This is a genomic window from Nocardioides sp. NPDC087217, from assembly GCF_044744805.1.
GTDB lineage: Bacteria > Actinomycetota > Actinomycetes > Propionibacteriales > Nocardioidaceae > Nocardioides.
The window spans coordinates 562,354-577,017 of record NZ_JBIUZB010000003.1; the positions used below are offsets into that span (position 1 = coordinate 562,354).

At 70.3% G+C, this 14,664-nt stretch carries 15 protein-coding genes; 6 read left to right on the forward strand and 9 right to left on the reverse strand.

The window, feature by feature from the left end; translation table 11 throughout:
* Positions 1–33 precede the first annotated feature (33 nt).
* On the reverse strand, positions 34–1,008 hold the full coding sequence (locus ACIO3S_RS16980; protein WP_400465850.1) for a hypothetical protein: 975 nt from the start codon (positions 1,006–1,008) through the stop codon (positions 34–36).
* A gap of 182 nt (positions 1,009–1,190) precedes the next feature.
* Between ACIO3S_RS16980 and ACIO3S_RS16985 the strand changes: the two genes are divergently transcribed.
* Positions 1,191–1,727 carry a pyridoxamine 5'-phosphate oxidase family protein gene (locus tag ACIO3S_RS16985; protein WP_400465853.1) on the forward strand — a complete coding sequence of 179 codons (537 nt, stop codon included), beginning with the start codon at positions 1,191–1,193 and terminating at the stop codon, positions 1,725–1,727.
* Positions 1,727–2,065 carry a VOC family protein gene (locus ACIO3S_RS16990; protein ID WP_400465856.1) on the forward strand — a complete coding sequence of 113 codons (339 nt, stop codon included), beginning with the start codon at positions 1,727–1,729 and terminating at the stop codon, positions 2,063–2,065. The genes ACIO3S_RS16985 and ACIO3S_RS16990 overlap by 1 nt, the downstream gene beginning before the upstream one ends.
* On the opposite strand, the gene ACIO3S_RS16995 is transcribed toward ACIO3S_RS16990, so the two are convergent.
* Both ACIO3S_RS16995 and ACIO3S_RS17000 read right to left on the reverse strand, forming a co-directional pair.
* Positions 2,066–2,686 (reverse strand): hypothetical protein, encoded by a 621-nt coding sequence (locus ACIO3S_RS16995; protein ID WP_400465859.1) that lies wholly within the window; start codon positions 2,684–2,686, stop codon positions 2,066–2,068.
* A 1-nt stretch (position 2,687) separates the two neighbouring features.
* Entirely contained in the window at positions 2,688–3,095 is a 408-nt protein-coding gene (locus ACIO3S_RS17000; RefSeq protein WP_400465862.1) for an isomerase, read from the reverse strand.
* A gap of 86 nt (positions 3,096–3,181) precedes the next feature.
* Here ACIO3S_RS17000 and ACIO3S_RS17005 point away from each other — a divergent pair, with 86 nt between their 5' ends.
* Positions 3,182–4,813 (forward strand): SIP domain-containing protein, encoded by a 1,632-nt coding sequence (locus ACIO3S_RS17005; RefSeq protein WP_400465865.1) that lies wholly within the window; start codon positions 3,182–3,184, stop codon positions 4,811–4,813.
* Positions 4,810–5,757, forward strand: coding sequence for a GTPase Era (era, locus tag ACIO3S_RS17010; RefSeq protein ID WP_400465868.1), 948 nt, complete (start codon positions 4,810–4,812; stop codon positions 5,755–5,757). The genes ACIO3S_RS17005 and era overlap by 4 nt, the downstream gene beginning before the upstream one ends.
* Positions 5,758–5,865: 108 nt before the next feature.
* On the opposite strand, the gene ACIO3S_RS17015 is transcribed toward era, so the two are convergent.
* From ACIO3S_RS17015 to ACIO3S_RS17030, 4 genes are read right to left on the reverse strand one after another with little or no spacing between them, the layout of a single operon-like run.
* Positions 5,866–6,711, reverse strand: a complete 846-nt coding sequence (locus ACIO3S_RS17015) for a septum formation family protein (protein ID WP_400465871.1) — start codon at positions 6,709–6,711, stop codon at positions 5,866–5,868.
* 2 nt (positions 6,712–6,713) lie between these two features.
* The gene (locus tag ACIO3S_RS17020) at positions 6,714–7,547 is read right to left on the reverse strand and encodes a septum formation family protein (protein ID WP_160028270.1); all 834 of its coding nucleotides are present in this window, start codon (positions 7,545–7,547) and stop codon (positions 6,714–6,716) included.
* A 60-nt stretch (positions 7,548–7,607) separates the two neighbouring features.
* Positions 7,608–8,096 carry a flavodoxin family protein gene (locus ACIO3S_RS17025; protein WP_400465874.1) on the reverse strand — a complete coding sequence of 163 codons (489 nt, stop codon included), beginning with the start codon at positions 8,094–8,096 and terminating at the stop codon, positions 7,608–7,610.
* Positions 8,096–8,494, reverse strand: a complete 399-nt coding sequence (locus tag ACIO3S_RS17030; protein WP_160028274.1) for a pyridoxamine 5'-phosphate oxidase family protein — start codon at positions 8,492–8,494, stop codon at positions 8,096–8,098. Before ACIO3S_RS17030 ends, ACIO3S_RS17025 begins: the two co-directional genes overlap by 1 nt.
* A 213-nt stretch (positions 8,495–8,707) precedes the next feature.
* Here ACIO3S_RS17030 and leuA point away from each other — a divergent pair, with 213 nt between their 5' ends.
* Positions 8,708–10,468 (forward strand): 2-isopropylmalate synthase, encoded by a 1,761-nt coding sequence (gene leuA, locus ACIO3S_RS17035; protein ID WP_400465877.1) that lies wholly within the window; start codon positions 8,708–8,710, stop codon positions 10,466–10,468.
* Here leuA and ACIO3S_RS17040 read toward each other — a convergent pair.
* On the reverse strand, positions 10,449–11,426 hold the full coding sequence (locus ACIO3S_RS17040; protein ID WP_400465880.1) for a DMT family transporter: 978 nt from the start codon (positions 11,424–11,426) through the stop codon (positions 10,449–10,451). The genes leuA and ACIO3S_RS17040 overlap by 20 nt on opposite strands.
* Before the next feature lie 67 nt (positions 11,427–11,493).
* Between ACIO3S_RS17040 and ACIO3S_RS17045 the strand changes: the two genes are divergently transcribed.
* Positions 11,494–12,870 (forward strand): PLP-dependent aminotransferase family protein, encoded by a 1,377-nt coding sequence (locus ACIO3S_RS17045; RefSeq protein ID WP_400465883.1) that lies wholly within the window; start codon positions 11,494–11,496, stop codon positions 12,868–12,870.
* Here the strand turns inward: ACIO3S_RS17045 and ACIO3S_RS17050 are convergent.
* Positions 12,867–14,603, reverse strand: a complete 1,737-nt coding sequence (locus ACIO3S_RS17050; RefSeq protein ID WP_400465886.1) for a protein kinase — start codon at positions 14,601–14,603, stop codon at positions 12,867–12,869. The genes ACIO3S_RS17045 and ACIO3S_RS17050 overlap by 4 nt on opposite strands.
* Positions 14,604–14,664 lie beyond the last annotated feature (61 nt).

Here is a 14,664-nt window from a genome sequence, read left to right on the forward strand (position 1 = left end):
AGGACCGGCGTTCGGGTGGGCGAAAGTGGCAGGTCAGGCGGCGATCTGACGGCCACTTTCGCCCACTCGCTCGTCCGGCAGTCCCCAGATGCGTCGCAACGCCGCGGTGCCGGGCTTCGAGAAGAGTGAGGCCTCCAGAAGCCTCCACCACGGTCGGACGTCGTCGACGGTGAGCTCTCGGCCGAGCGCGTCCGTCGCCGCCCGCAGGATCTGCCAGCCGTCGTGACGGACCTGGCTGGCGATCCAGCCGTGGCGTACGTATCCCGCCTTGGCGAGGTCGGCATCCCGGGTGCGGTCGCGGCGGTACTGGCCACGCTCGCGGTGCTGGGCGCCGTCGTACTCCTGCAGCGTCCTGGTCCCGGTCACCACGAGGTCGGCGCGTCCGATGAAGACTCCACGAGCGTCATGGATGTCGACCTGGGGCTCGACCTCGATGCCGCAGGCGGTGTGCAGGATCCGGAGGACCGACTCCCAGGCCGACTCGGCGCGACGGTCGCACGAGCGTGATGCCTCGCGCAGCCGAGGGGAGCCCGACCGCCCGGTCGCGGCGACGGTCTCGAGGTCGGCGAGGGTGCACTTCTCCAGATGGAGAGCGCTGTCTATCAGCACCACCAGGTCGAGCACGCCGAGGTCCCGGGCGCAGGCCAGGATCGCCTCGGCCACCGGGGCGACCCACAGGCCATCGATCTCGGTCGCGGCCGGGGCCCGCCGATGCCGAGTGATGCGCAGCTCGGGCCGGCGGATGCGTACGGACGACTCGAGCAGCGCGACGAAGGTCGGGACGTCGTCCGGGAGCGGCGGGAGCCAGAGACCGTGGATCCGGGCCGCGGTCAGTCCGGTGAACGTGGCCGAATCCGGAAGCACCTCGGCCCACGCGGCGAGCTCGGCGCGCCAGCGCTCGTCTCCGTTAAGGCCGGCCGGCACGTACACGCCATGGCCGATCCGCTCCCAGGTCGGCCCCCGGCGCCGAGGCTGCCGCGGCCGTCGCCGCTTCCCTTTCGTGGTCATACGCCCCAGCATCCCCGGGAGCACCGACACTCCTGGCCTGACCAGCAACAATGGGCGAAAGTGGCAGGGAGTCCTGAGATCCGGGTGCCGCTTTCGCCCACTTCGTCGTGCGGCGGTGTCGGAATCGACGCATCCTGTTCGTGGAGTAGGTGAAACATCCTTTCCAACTGGGGGAGACCGCCATGAAGACCCACAACCTTGCCGAGATGTACGACGCTCCGCCCATGTCCTGGGAGGAGGTCACCGCTCGCCTCGACCAGGGGTTCAACCAGGGCCCGGGGTCGCAGGAGGGCGAGCCCGGGCGCTACACGACCTGGGTGAGCACGATCAACGCCGATGGCGGTCCGCACGTGAACGCCGTCGGCGCGATCTGGCTCGACGGCAGCTTCTACCTGGTCACCGGCCCGGGGACGCGGCGCGGCCGCAACCTCGCCCATGATCCCCGCTGCGCGCTGTCGCTCTCGGTGCGAGAGTTCGACCTGGTCGTGGAGGGCCGCGTGACGCGGGTCCTCGGTGACCAGCTCGAGCGTGTGGCCAAGCACTACCACGACGACGAGGGCTGGCCGGCCGAGGTCGACGAGTCGGGCGAGGCCGTCACCGCGCCGTTCAACGCGCAGAGCGCGGGCCCGGCGCCCTGGCACGTGTTCCGCATCGACGCGACCTCCGCCCATGCGGTCGCGACCGTCGAGCCCTACGGTGCGACCCGCTGGAGGTTCTGATGACCGACCTGTTCGCCGGGCTGCCGGTCGCGGACCTGGCCCGAGCGGCCCGGTGGTACGAGGCCCTGCTCGGCGGCCCGCCGGCCTTCTACCCCAACGACGTCGAGGCCGTCTTCGAGGTGGTCGAGCACGGCTACGTCTACGTCGAGGTGAAGCCCGAGCTCGCCGGGAGCGGCTTCGTTACCCTCTTCGTCGACGACCTGGACGCCCGCCTCGCCGCGATCGCCGACCGTGGTCTGCGGCCGGAGTCGGAGGAGAGGTACGACAACGGGGTCCGCAAGACCATCTTCCGCGACCCCGACGGCAACGAGATCGGGCTGGGCGGTGGCCCGGCCTGATCAGGCCGGGCCACCGTGCTCCTTGGCGTAGGCACGTCGGCAGGACGCGGCGCAGAAGCCGATGGTCTCGCCGTCGTGCTCCAACGTGATCGCTCCGAGGCCGAGGGTGACCTGCATGCCGCACACCGGATCGATGACGACGCCCTCGGGAAGGTCTACGTCGCCCGCGCGGTGTCGCGCACGGAACTCCTCGGTCATCCAGCTCGTCAGGTCGTCCGCCGTCGCGGGCCTGCCGTTGAGCCCGATGCTGCCGTCCGCGATCCCGACGAGGTTGATCCAGAGGTGTCCGCCCGGCCTGGTCCAGCCGTGGTTGCGGTCGAGCCTGCGTACGCCGGCACGGACGGCGCCGGACAACGGGCGAGACATCTCCTCCCTCCACGCCTCGGGAACGGTGGCCGTGATGACCAGCGGTGGTGGGGCAGGCGCTGCCCACGCCCCGTCGCCGGTGCTCCATCCGACGAGCTCCCGGAAGGCGATGTGGGTCACCGCCCGGCCTCGAGCCATCGTCTCCTCCGGCGCGCTGACGCCGTCGTTGAGGAGCGATGTCACCGCCTTGGTCAGCGTCGCGCGGTCGCCGTCGGTGAGTGCGCCGGCGGGAGCTGCGATCTCGATCAGGAACACGTCAGGCCTCCTCGTGGTGGGCGTCGGGATCGAAGCCGTCAGGGGCGCGATCGATGAACGCGGTGATCGCGGCGATCCGCCCGGACTCGTCCAGATCCAGCACGTCCGTACCCTCGGCGAACGAGCCCTCCTCCTTGCGGATCTCCCAGCGCACGCGGACGTGCCCGTGGTGTGAATCGGGTTCGGCGCGCGCCACGAACGTGTAGTCGCCGACGCCCTCGGCGAACTGGTGGGTGAAGTCGATCAGCGCCTCGAGGCCGGTGGACTCGCCGATCGGGGTGGAGCGAGCGACGTCGTCGGCGAAAAGGGTGGCGCCGAGGGTGCGCTGCTCCTCGGCAGAGAGGTTCCAGAACGAGACGTACGCCTCGGCGGTGGCGGCAGGTGAGCGGGGTGTGGTTTCAGTCGTCATGGCCACGACGATCCGCCTCCGGGCGAGCCCTGTCGATTACCTCTGGGGTAGTTGCCGCGCCGCGCCCCGCCCGGCAGCCTGGGTGCATGACAACGGCCCAGCTGAGCGTCGGAGAGCTGCTTCGGGACTGGCGCGAGCGGCGCCGCCGCTCGCAGCTCGAGGTGGCGATCGCGGCCGATGTGTCGGCCCGCCACCTCAGCTTCATCGAGACCGGCCGGTCCGGCCCGAGCCGGACGATGATCGAGCGGCTCTGCGAGGAGCTCGAGGTGCCGCTGCGTGAGCGCAACCGGCTCTATCTCGCGGCAGGGTTCGCGCCCGTCTACCAGGAGCGGCCGCTCGACGACCTCGGCGCCGCCAGGTCCGCCGTCGAGGCGGTGCTCACCGCCCACGAGCCCTATCCAGCCTGCGCGGTCGACGTCCGCTGGGACATGGTGGCGACCAACCGGCCCATGGAGCTCTTCCTGGCTCCGCTGCCGGACGCGCTGCGGCAGCCTCGGCTCAACATGCTGCGCGCGACGTTGCATCCCGACGGCCTGGCGGAGCAGGTGCGCAACTACACGCAGTGGCGGGCACACGTCGTCGGCCGCATCCGCCGGCAGCTCTACCGCACCGCGGCCGACGGACTGGTCGAGCTCCTCGAAGACGTGGAGGGCTATCCGGCCCCGCCCGGATCCGACGTGGAGGCGCCGGCGGTCACGGCGAGGGACGGTGCCCTGCCGGTGCTGCCGCTGCTGCTGCGTACGAGCCTCGGCGATCTGTCCTTCCTCTACGTCCTCTCCGTGATCGGAGCGCCTCGTGATGTCACGGTCGACGAGATCGCGGTGGAGGCGATGTTCCCGGCCGACGACGCGACACGAGAGGCTCTGCTCGCCCATCAGCCACGAATGAGTGCGGCGCTGATGCGGGCGGGCTGCGTCTGCGCGGATAACCTTGAGACGATGAGTGTCAAGGCCCAGCAGTACGCCGCGGAGGTGCTGCGGCGCGAGCAGATCACGCCCCACCTCGTACGCCTGGTGCTCGGCGGTCCCGGCCTGGCCGGGTTCGAGTCCACCGGGATCCCCGACGAATGGGTCGGGCTGGTCGTCCCGGGTCAGTTCCAGTCGCGCTACTACACCGTCCGGTCATGGCAGGGTGGCGAGCTGACCCTCGACGTCGTCGTCCACGACGTCGGTCTGGTGACCGAGTGGGCCACGCGCACCGACCCTGTCGGGCAGACGGTCACGATCACCGAGCCCAAGGGCTCCTACGCGGCGCCCGACGGCGCGCAGTGGCTGCTGCTGGTCGGCGACCTGACCGCGATGCCGGCCATGGCGCGGATCGCCGAGACCACCACGCTGCCGACGCGGATCTGGGCCGAGACCCCCGACGACCTGCCCGGATATCTTCCTGAGACCGCCGAGGTCACCTGGTCCACGCCGCCGTCGGAGACCTCCTCCGACCTGGCGGCAGCCGTGGAGAAGATCGAGTGGCCCGAAGGCGACGGCTACTTCTGGATGGCCGGTGAGTCCAGCCAGATGCGGGCGATCCGCAAGCATCTGATGCGCGAGCGGAAGCTCGACTCGCACGCCTACGACGTGATGGGCTACTGGCGCGGAGGCGGCCAGAAGCGGCAGCCGCGCTCGGTCGATCCCGGACCGGTGTGGCGTGAGGGCAAGGCCCAGGGGCTCACCGACGAGCAGATCTGGCAGCGATACGACGAGCAACAGGAGCAACAGTGACCGAGCCGAGCCCGGCGCCGCCAGCACAAGAATTTCGGAGCGGCTTCGTGTCGTTCGTCGGACGCCCCAACGCGGGCAAGTCCACCCTGACCAACGCGCTGGTCGGCACCAAGGTGGCGATCACCTCCGACAAGCCGCAGACGACTCGTACCGTGGTCAAGGGCATCGTCCACCGGCCCGACGGCCAGCTGATCCTGGTCGACACCCCGGGCATCCACCGGCCGCGTACGCTGCTCGGCGAGCGCCTCAACGACCTCGTCGAGGCCACCTGGACCGAGGTCGACGTGGTCGCGATCTGCTTCCCGTGCAACGAGAAGATCGGCCCCGGTGACCGCCGGATCGCGGAGAACGCCAACAAGCTCAAGAAGGGCATCAAGCGGGTCGCGATCGCCACCAAGACCGACCTCGCCACCCCCGAGCAGATCGGCGAGCACCTGATGTCGATCCAGACCCTCGGGGTCGAGCTCGGCATCGAGTGGGCCGAGATCGTCCCCGTCTCCAGCGTCGGCGGCGACCAGGTCGACCTCCTCGGCGACCTGCTGATCAAGCTCCTCCCCGAGGGACCGCCGCTCTACCCCGACGGCGAGCTCACCGACTCTCCCGAGGAGATCATCGTCGCCGAGCTCATCCGCGAGGCAGCCCTGGAAGGCGTACGCGACGAGCTCCCGCACTCCATCGCCGTCGTCGTCGAGGAGATGCGTCTGCGTGAGGACCGCCCGGAGGACAAGCCGCTGATGGACATCCACGCCTTCCTCTACGTCGAGCGCGACTCCCAGAAGGGCATCGTGATCGGCCACAAGGGCTCACGCCTCAAGGATGTCGGTCAGCGCGCGCGCCTGCAGATCAAGGAGCTGCTCGGCATGCCGGTCTACCTCGACCTGCACGTCAAGATCGCCAAGGACTGGCAGCGCGATCCGCGGCAGCTGCGCAAGCTCGGGTTCTAGTCCCAGACGTCTCACCGGTCACAGCGCTCGGGTGTTTCCTGCACTTCTCGGCTGTTGCAATGCCCGAGAAGTGCAGGAATACCCGGTTAACCGGGTATTCCAACCGCCCTAGCTCGGCGCCCAACAAATCCCGTACGTCTGCCCGCCCTGCCACTGCTCGGCGCTGGGGAACTCCCAGGACCACTCGTACTTGAGCGGGTCGTCGGCGACCTCGGCGGCAGCGGCCTTGCAGTCCTCGGCGCCGGCGCTGTTGACCTTCGATTCGCCGGGGTACTTCCCGGAACCGAGGTCGATGACCGACAGGGCGCGCCAGGTGTGCTTGAGGGAGCAGGGGACGCGCTTGAAGGACTCGGACTTCGGCGAGGCAGTGCCGCACATCCGGAACGGCTCGGCGGTCTTGGAGTCGCCCAGGACGCCCTTCATGTTGCCCTTGAGGGTCATCAGGGCCTGGGGGCCGGCGATGCCGATGACGTCGCAGCGGAACCAGTTGGCGCCGGCCTCGGACTCCTTGATCGTCGGCGTGAACCAGACCGGGCGCAGCATCGAGAGGCGCAGGTCGTCGGCGTCGCCACCGAGGTACTTGGTGACCTTGTTGGGGCACGCCTCGGCGACCTGGGCCGCGACCTGCTCGGAGTCGACGGCGACGAGGTGGCCGTCGACGACGTTCCTCAGTCGGCCCACGGCGTACGTCTGGGTGGTGTGCTTGCCCTTGCAGGAGACCGCGGTGCCGCCGGCGGTCGGGGCCAGCGCCTCGTCGTAGGTGAGGTTGTAGCAGGCCCCCTCCTTTGGGGAGGGTGCCGCGGATGCGGAGGCGGACGGAGGCGCCGACGAGGGTGACGGAGCCGACTTCGGCTCGCCTCCACCGCAACCGGCGAGAGCCATGGCCCCCACGACGACGAGAGCGCCCCACAACGGCGCCGATCGCTTCGGGCTCCGCTTCAGCGTGTCTCGCATGCTCACTCCTCGGTCACCGCCCAGCAGACCGCCCAGCGGTTGCCGGCGTTCCACTCCTTCTCTCCGAACCATGTGTACCCGTAGTCGAAGCTTTCCGGGTAACCCATCCAGGCCTGGACCGAGCCCTTGCAGTACTGGGAGGCCTTCTTCTTCGACTCCGCCACACCGAGGAACTTGGTCTTGTCCTCGCCCAGCTTGATGGTCGTGACCGCGCGCATCTGGTGCGGCTCGGAGCAGGGCACCTTCGCGGAGGCGACCGTCTTGCCCTGCGCGCACACCATCCAACGGTCCTCGATGTCCTCGATGTTCTTGACCTTGAGGAGGTTGCGGGTGGTGGTCGGCAGGTCGACGTACTCGGCGCCCTGCTGGCCGCCACCGACCACGTCGCAGCGGATCCAGCGCGCGCCCTCGTCCCAGGCCTTCTCCGAGGGGCCGAAGTAGACGTGGGAGAGCATCGAGCGCATCAGCACGCTCTGGTTGGTGCCGACGTACTTCTCCAGCAGCTTGCGGCACTGGCTGAAGGCCCACTCGTTGACCTTCTCGTCGCCGTACTCCGCGTCCTTGAACTCGTCCGGGAGCGGTCCGGCGCCGAAGGTCTCGGCGTTGTGCGGCTCGTCGCAGGCGACGTACTTGTCGAAGTTGTAGGCCTCGGCGACGTCCTCGTGGGTGAGGTTGCGGCACTTGCCGACCTCGGGCAGCGCGGTCGAGTCCACCTGCTTCGGGTCCTCGCCCTTGGCGGCCGCCCGATCACCGCCGCACCCGCTGAGCGCGAGGACGGCGAGCACCACGATCAGGAGCGACACAGATGTCGTACGTCTGGGGGTATGGCCGATCACGGGGATCGACTCTACTTGCGAATCCTGAGCAGGGCCGAAAGCCCAGAGCGGAAGCACAGCTCAGTCGAGGACGGCCGCGAGGGTGGCTCCCAGCTCGTACGCCGCCTCGACATGCGCGTCCTCGACGTCTCCCAGGACGTCGAGGATGTCGTAGGACTGGGACCACCCGAGCGCACCGACGATGGACTGCACCGAGCGGATCGCGCCGGTGGTGTCGTAGCGGCCGTGGACGTAGAAGCCATAGGGGCGCTTGGCGGTGGCACCGGCCGACTCTCCGGCGCCGCCGGAGGGGTCGAGCGCCCCGCCCACGTCCAGGAAGATCGAGTCGAAGAAGTGCTTCAGGGCGCCCGACATGTAGCCGAAGTTGGCGCTCGTGCCGAGGACATAGCCGTCGGCGGCCAGGACGTCGTCGGCCGTCGCCTCCAGCGCGGGCCGTACGACGACCTCGACCCCCTCGATCTCGGGATCGTTGGCGCCGGAGACCACCGCGTCGGTCAGACGCCGCAGCGACCGGGTGGGGGAGTGGTGGACGACGAGCAGGCGAGGCATCAGCCGTCAGCGCCCAGACGGCGGCCGGTGACCTCCTTGGGGCGCAGCCGTACCCACAACGGACGAGGGCCGGCCGGCCAGGGGTGGAGGTTCTTGACGAGGTCGGGGATCTGGTCGTCGCGGTAGAGGATCTCCGCGTGTCCCTTGAACAGCGCCGACCAGCCCACATGGGTGTCGGGGTCGAGGTCGTCGACCAGCAGCGCGACGGCGCTCTCGTCGATCTGCTCGGCCATCGAGGAGTGCGCGGAGGTCCGGATCCAGAGCGCTTCCTCGTGCACGACGTGGTTGACCGGTAGCACCACCGGGCCGCGCGGGCCGGTCCAGCCGATCCGGGACACCTGGGTGTCCGTCGCGAGCCGCCAGGACTCCTCGACCGTGAGCTCTTCCAGTTGGGCCACGCCCGTTCCTCCCCTTCGTCGTCACTTCTGCGTCTCAGTGTTGAGGATCAATCGCCTGCCCGGCCAGTCTGCCAGTTCTGTTCTGTTATTGTTACCGAGTCATGATGCGCAGCCTCCTCCTTAGCTGCCGCAGCGGGGTCTGAGAAGCCGGACTCCCTCGCTGCGGAGGTTCGACGTGCGCCGGCACTCGCTTCCATCTGATGAGGATTCCGCATGACCAACCTGAGCAACTCCAGCAACCAGCAGAAGCCGTCGGGGATGCCGTTCGAGCGCTATCGTGCGTTCGTGCCGGTCGACGTACCCGACCGCACTTGGCCGACGAAGAAGATCACCAAGGCCCCGCGCTGGCTCTCCACCGATCTGCGTGACGGCAACCAGGCCCTGATCGACCCGATGACGCCGGCCCGCAAGCTGCGGATGTTCGAGCTGCTGGTCGCGATGGGCTACAAGGAGATCGAGGTCGGCTTCCCGTCGGCCTCGCAGACCGACTTCGACTTCGTGCGCAAGCTGATCGAGGACGACCGGATCCCGGATGACGTACAGATCTCGGTTCTGACGCAGGCGCGCGAAGACCTCATCTCGCGCACCGCCGAGTCGATCGCCGGCGCCCCGCGCGCCACGATCCACCTCTACAACGCCACCGCCGAACTGTTCCGCCGGGTCGTGTTCAACGTGACCCCGGCCGAATGCATCGGGATCGCGGTCCGCGGCACCGAGATGGTGATGAAGTACGCCGAGGAGCACGTCCCCGAGCTGATCGGCACCGAGGACTTCGGCTACCAGTACAGCCCGGAGATCTTCACCCAGACCGACACCGACTACGCGCTCGAGGTCTGCGAGCGGGTCTCGGACGTGTGGCAGCCGGAGGCCGGCCGGGAGATCATCCTCAACCTGCCCGCCACCGTGGAGATGTCTACCCCGAACACCTACGCCGACCAGATCGAGTACTTCGGCCGGGGCCTGACCCGCCGCGAGCACTCGGCGATCTCGCTGCACCCGCACAACGACCGCGGCACCGCGGTCGCGGCCACCGAGCTCGGCCTGATGGCCGGCGCCGACCGCGTCGAGGGCTGCCTGTTCGGTCATGGTGAGCGCACCGGCAACGTCGACCTGGTCACCCTGGGCATGAACCTCTTCTCCCAGGGCGTCGACCCGCAGATCGACTTCAGGGTCGGCGGCGGCATCGACGAGATCCGCCGCACGGTCGAGTACGTCACCAACATCAACGTCCACCCGCGCCACCCCTACGCGGGCGACCTGGTCTACACCGCCTTCTCCGGCTCCCACCAGGACGCCATCAAGAAGGGCCTGGAGGACCTCGACCGGATCGCCGCCGAGGCCGGCAAGCCGACCAGCGAGATCCCGTGGGAGGCGCCCTACCTGCCCATCGACCCCAAGGACGTCGGCCGCACCTACGAGGCCGTCATCCGGGTCAACAGCCAGTCCGGCAAGGGCGGCGTGGCCTACCTGCTCAAGACCGAGCACTCCTTGGACCTGCCGCGTCGCGCGCAGATCGAGTTCAGCCGCGTGGTCCAGCAGCACACCGACACCGAGGGTGGCGAGGTCAGCCCCGAGGAGATCTGGTCGATCTTCTCCGCCGAGTACCTCGAGCGCGAGGAGCCGTACGCCCTGGAGAGCTGGTCCTCGGTGACCGACGCCGAGGGTGGCGACGAGCAGGTCGTCGACCTGCGGGTCCGCGGCGAGGAGCGCACCTACAAGGGCGTCGGCAACGGCCCGGTGGCCGCGTTCGTCGACGCGCTGAAGGAGGCCGGCGCCGAGATCCGGGTCCTCGACTACGCCGAGCACGCCCTCTCCGCCGGTGGCGACGCGTCCGCGGCTGCGTACGTCGAGTGTGAGATCGCCGGCGAGATCGTCTGGGGTATCGGCATCCACGAGAACATCGTCACCGCCTCCCTGCGGGCCGTCGTCTGCGCGGCCAACCGTGCCCAGGCGGTCACGATCCCGCGCGGCTGAGGTTCTGCCGGGACCTGCCGAGTCGGCGCGTTCGAACGCGCCGACTCGGCGTCCCGGGAAGCCCGATCACCAGACCCACGGCGACGACCGCGGTGCCCAGCCACACCATCGGTCCGGGGACGATGCCGTTGAGAGGTACGCCGAGGCCGGCCGCGGCCACGGGCACGACGCCGGTGAGCAGGCCGGCGCGCCCGGAGCCGAGCCGCCCGACCGCGGTGAACCAGAGCAGGAACGCGAGCGTGGTGACGACCACGGCCAGATGGAGCGCCGCGAGCAGATCGACGGCGTCGAGCGTGGTGACGGCCGCCGGACCCTCGGCCGCGACGCCGATGAGGGCCATGCCGGCGGCCGCCATCCACACCGAGTGGAACGAGACGCCGAAGGCACCCAGCCGAGCGAGGACCGGCACCGCCAGCAGCGTGAAGCCCGCCTCGCAGACGAGGACGAGGATCGCGTAGCCGATGCCCGCCGCATCGGTCCGTCCGAAGCCCTGGACCAGGATCGCTCCCGTCGTCACGACCGTGGCGCCGATGATCACCGTGCGCGCCGGGAGCGTGCGGGTCGCGATCGCCGGGACGACCGCGAGCAGCATCGGGACCGCGGCCACGGCCACCCCGATCACCGCCGGTTCGGCGTGGGCGACGCCTCGGACGACCCCGACGTTGAAGAGCACCAGCCCCACGGTCGCCACCCCGGCCAGCCAGAGCCACTCGCGCCCGCGCGGGCGCGGCACCCGCCAGCCGGTGACGCGCGCGACGACGAGCAGGAGCAGGGCGGCGAGGGCGTAGCGGACGGACTGGAGGGTGAAGAGCGGGGCATCGGTGATCGCCGCCGAGACCGCGACGCTGCTGCCCACGCAGACCATCCCGGCCGCGGCCAAGGCGATGCCGATCAGGGGGCCGCGGTGCAGCGTTGTTCCGCCGGCGGTATCGGGGTGTGGGAGGGCTTCGGTGGTCATGTCTACGAGGTTCGCTCCAACTTGGTCTGGCAGACAGATCCAAACCACGCGTGGCAGAGTGGACCAAGTGACCGGAGCGGACTTCCTTCAGCTCGACCCGGCCGGGGTGCCACCGGGAGGGCTGGCGACCTGGCTCACCGGTGCGCTGCGCGACGCGGTCGCCGACGGCCGGCTCGCGGTCGGGGCTCGGGTGCCGGCATCGCGCACCCTCGCCACCCAGCTCGGCGTCTCGCGCGGGGTGGTGGTCGAGGCGTACCAGCGGCTCACCGACGAGGGACTACTCTCCGCCCGCAGCGGCGGCGGCACGCGGGTGAGCGCGGTCCCCGGAGCCGTACGCCGCCTCGGCGCCGCCACCCGCCTGCCGACTCCCGAGCTGGACCTCTCCCCGGGAGTGCCCGACCTCTCGGCCTTTCCGCGGGCGGCGTGGGCGAAGGCGTCGCGGGAGGTGCTCACCGAGATCGGCAGCGCCGACCTCGGCTACGGCGATCCGCGGGGCGTGCCGGCACTGCGGGAGGCGCTCGCGGTCTGGCTGGGCCGCACCCGCGGCCTCACGGTCTCTCCCGACGAGATCCTGGTGATCAACGGCGTCGCCCAGGGACTCGTGCTCCTGGCGCGCTGGCTCGAGGAGCGCGGCCGGACCGGGGTCGGCTTCGAGGAGCCGGGATCGTACGGCGGCCGCGTGCACCTGCAGCGGTGGGGGATGACGACGGTCCCGGTGCCGGTGGACGGCGACGGTCTGGACGTCGCGGCGCTCGATGCCAGCGGTGTCGATGCCGTCGTGGTCACGCCCGCGCACCAGTTCCCGACCGGGGTCGTGCTCTCCCCGCAGCGGCGCCGGGAATTGGTCGAGTGGGTCCGGGCGGTGCCACACCGGCTGGTGATCGAGGACGACTACGACGCCGAGCACCGCTACGACCGGCCGCCGGTCGCGGCCGTGAAGGTGCTCGCACCCGACCAGATCGTCCACCTCGGCAGCGTCTCCAAGACGCTCGCGCCCGCGATGCGGATCGGCTGGCTGGTCGCCCCGTCCGGGATGCAGGAGGAGCTGGTCGAGGCGCGCTACTGGCTCGACCTGGCCAGCCCGGCGCTACCCCAGATCACCCTGGCGCGGATGCTCACCTCGGGTGCCTTCGAACGGCACCTGAGACTGGTCCGGCAGCGACACAAGGCTCGCCGCGATGCACTGCTCGAGGCGCTCGGCGAGCACCTGCCGGCGGTTCGGGTCCGAGGCGTCGCGGCCGGGCTGCACGTGCTGGCGACGCTGCCCGAGGGAGTCGACGACGCGGCTGTCGCCACGGCCGCGCTCGAGGCGGGCATCGCCGTCCACCCGTTGAGCCGGCACCGCGAGGGTGAGGGGCCGCCCGGCCTGGTGATCGGCTACGCGGCGACGACCCCCGATCGCCTCCGGGAGGCGGTCAGGCGCCTTGCGCCACTGATCTCCTAGGAGCCGACGTCGTACTTCGCGCAGAGGCCGATCCGACTGCCGGAGTTCCAGGCCGACTCGAACGGAGGCTTGAACCTGGTCGCGTCCGTCGGACACCCGGCCAGACCCTGGGCGTTCGTCTCGGCCTGGTCGGGGTAGGCGTCACCGGTCATCTCGAAGGTGTCGACGACGACGTAGTCGTGGGTGGTCCCGCAGCGCACGATCTTGTCGACGGTGCTGTCGATGCACGCTCGCAGGTCCGCCGGGGCCGGGATCGGGTCCTCGGGCAGGTCGATCAGCGGGGCCTTCAGGACCGTCACGACGATGTCGCACCTGACGTAGCGGTCGCCGTCGTTCCAGGTCGACTCCTTGGGCCAGTACCAGTTCACCAGGTAGGCCGTGCGGGCCATCATCTCGGGACGCAGCCCGAGCCCGGTTTCGATGCGGCTGTAGCAGGCGGCGCCGGCGGCCTCGTTGTCGTTGTAGTTCTCGACGTCGGTGGCGACGTGGAACGTGTAGAGCGTGTGCGGCTCCGCGCAGTCGACCGGGGCCGTCTCGTCGACGAACGTGTTGCCCGCGTCGAAGTCGAGGTCGCGGCACTCACCGGCCTCGGGGATGTCGCTTCCGGCGCTGCTCACCAGATAGATGAGGCCGCCGATCAGGCCGATGACCACGACCGCGGCGATCGAGCCACCGACGAGCAGCCCGGTGCGCCGCTTCGGCCGCTGCTGGGACCCGGCGCTCGTCGGAACGGTGGTCGGCTGGTCGAAGGGCGATCCGGTGGGTGGCCTGCTCGCTGGTCCGCTGGGTGGTGGCCCGCTGGGTGGGCCGACGGGCGGCACGGGGGCCGCCGACTTCTGCCACGGCGAGGTCGAGGTGGGCGGCGGAGGCTGAGGCGCGCTGGGGGTCTGTGGCGCGCCGGCGGCGCCAGCGCCCTGGACCGCGGCGCGAAGGGCGTCGCCGAAGGAGCGGGCATCGGGCCAGCGGTCCTCGGCCCGGGGCTCCAGCGCCCGGCCGATGGCCTGGCTGATCGAGGCGGGAAGGGGACGCACGGTTCCGGCTTCGGGCACCCGGGAGGTGAGGCCGAGCGCGGGGGCGGGGGAGCGGCCGGCGAGCAGGGCCCAGGCGACCGCGCCGAGGGCCCGTACGTCGGCGCGGTGGTCGATCGGCAGTGACGGGTCGAGCTGCTCGGGGGCCATGTAGGACGGGGTGCCGATGTCGCGGGTGACCTCGTTGAGCGAGTCGAGCGAGCGGGCCACGCCGAGGTCGGCGATCATCACCCGGCGGGCCCCGGCGGTGCCACCGGAGGTCTCGGACGTGAGGAGCAGGTTGGCGGGCTTGATGTCGCGGTGGATCACCCCGCGTGCCTTCAGGGCCATCAGGCCGTCGGCGGCCTGCGAGACGATGTCGGCGACCTCGCGCACGTCCAGGCCGGCCGGCGAGCCCTTGAGCAGGTCGGCGACCGAGCCGCCGTCGGCGTACGACATCACGAAGAAGGGGATGCCGGTGGACGTCTGGCCGATGTCGTAGACACGTACGACATGGGGTGAGTCGACCGAGCGGAGCAGCCGCGCTTCCTGGAGGAACCGCTTGTGGATCTCGGGGTTCGACACCCAGCCGGGGGAGAGCGCCTTGACCGCGACATGGGAGTCGAGATCGGGGTCGTAGTAGAGCCACACGGAGGCGAATGCACCGGCACCGATGTGGCGGACCTGTTGTAGCCGCCCGAGATGTGTCGGGAAGGTCGCGCTCATGGCCGAATCATGCCCTGAATCCGACCCGACGGGCCGCGGTGACACCTACTTCAGTCTGTTT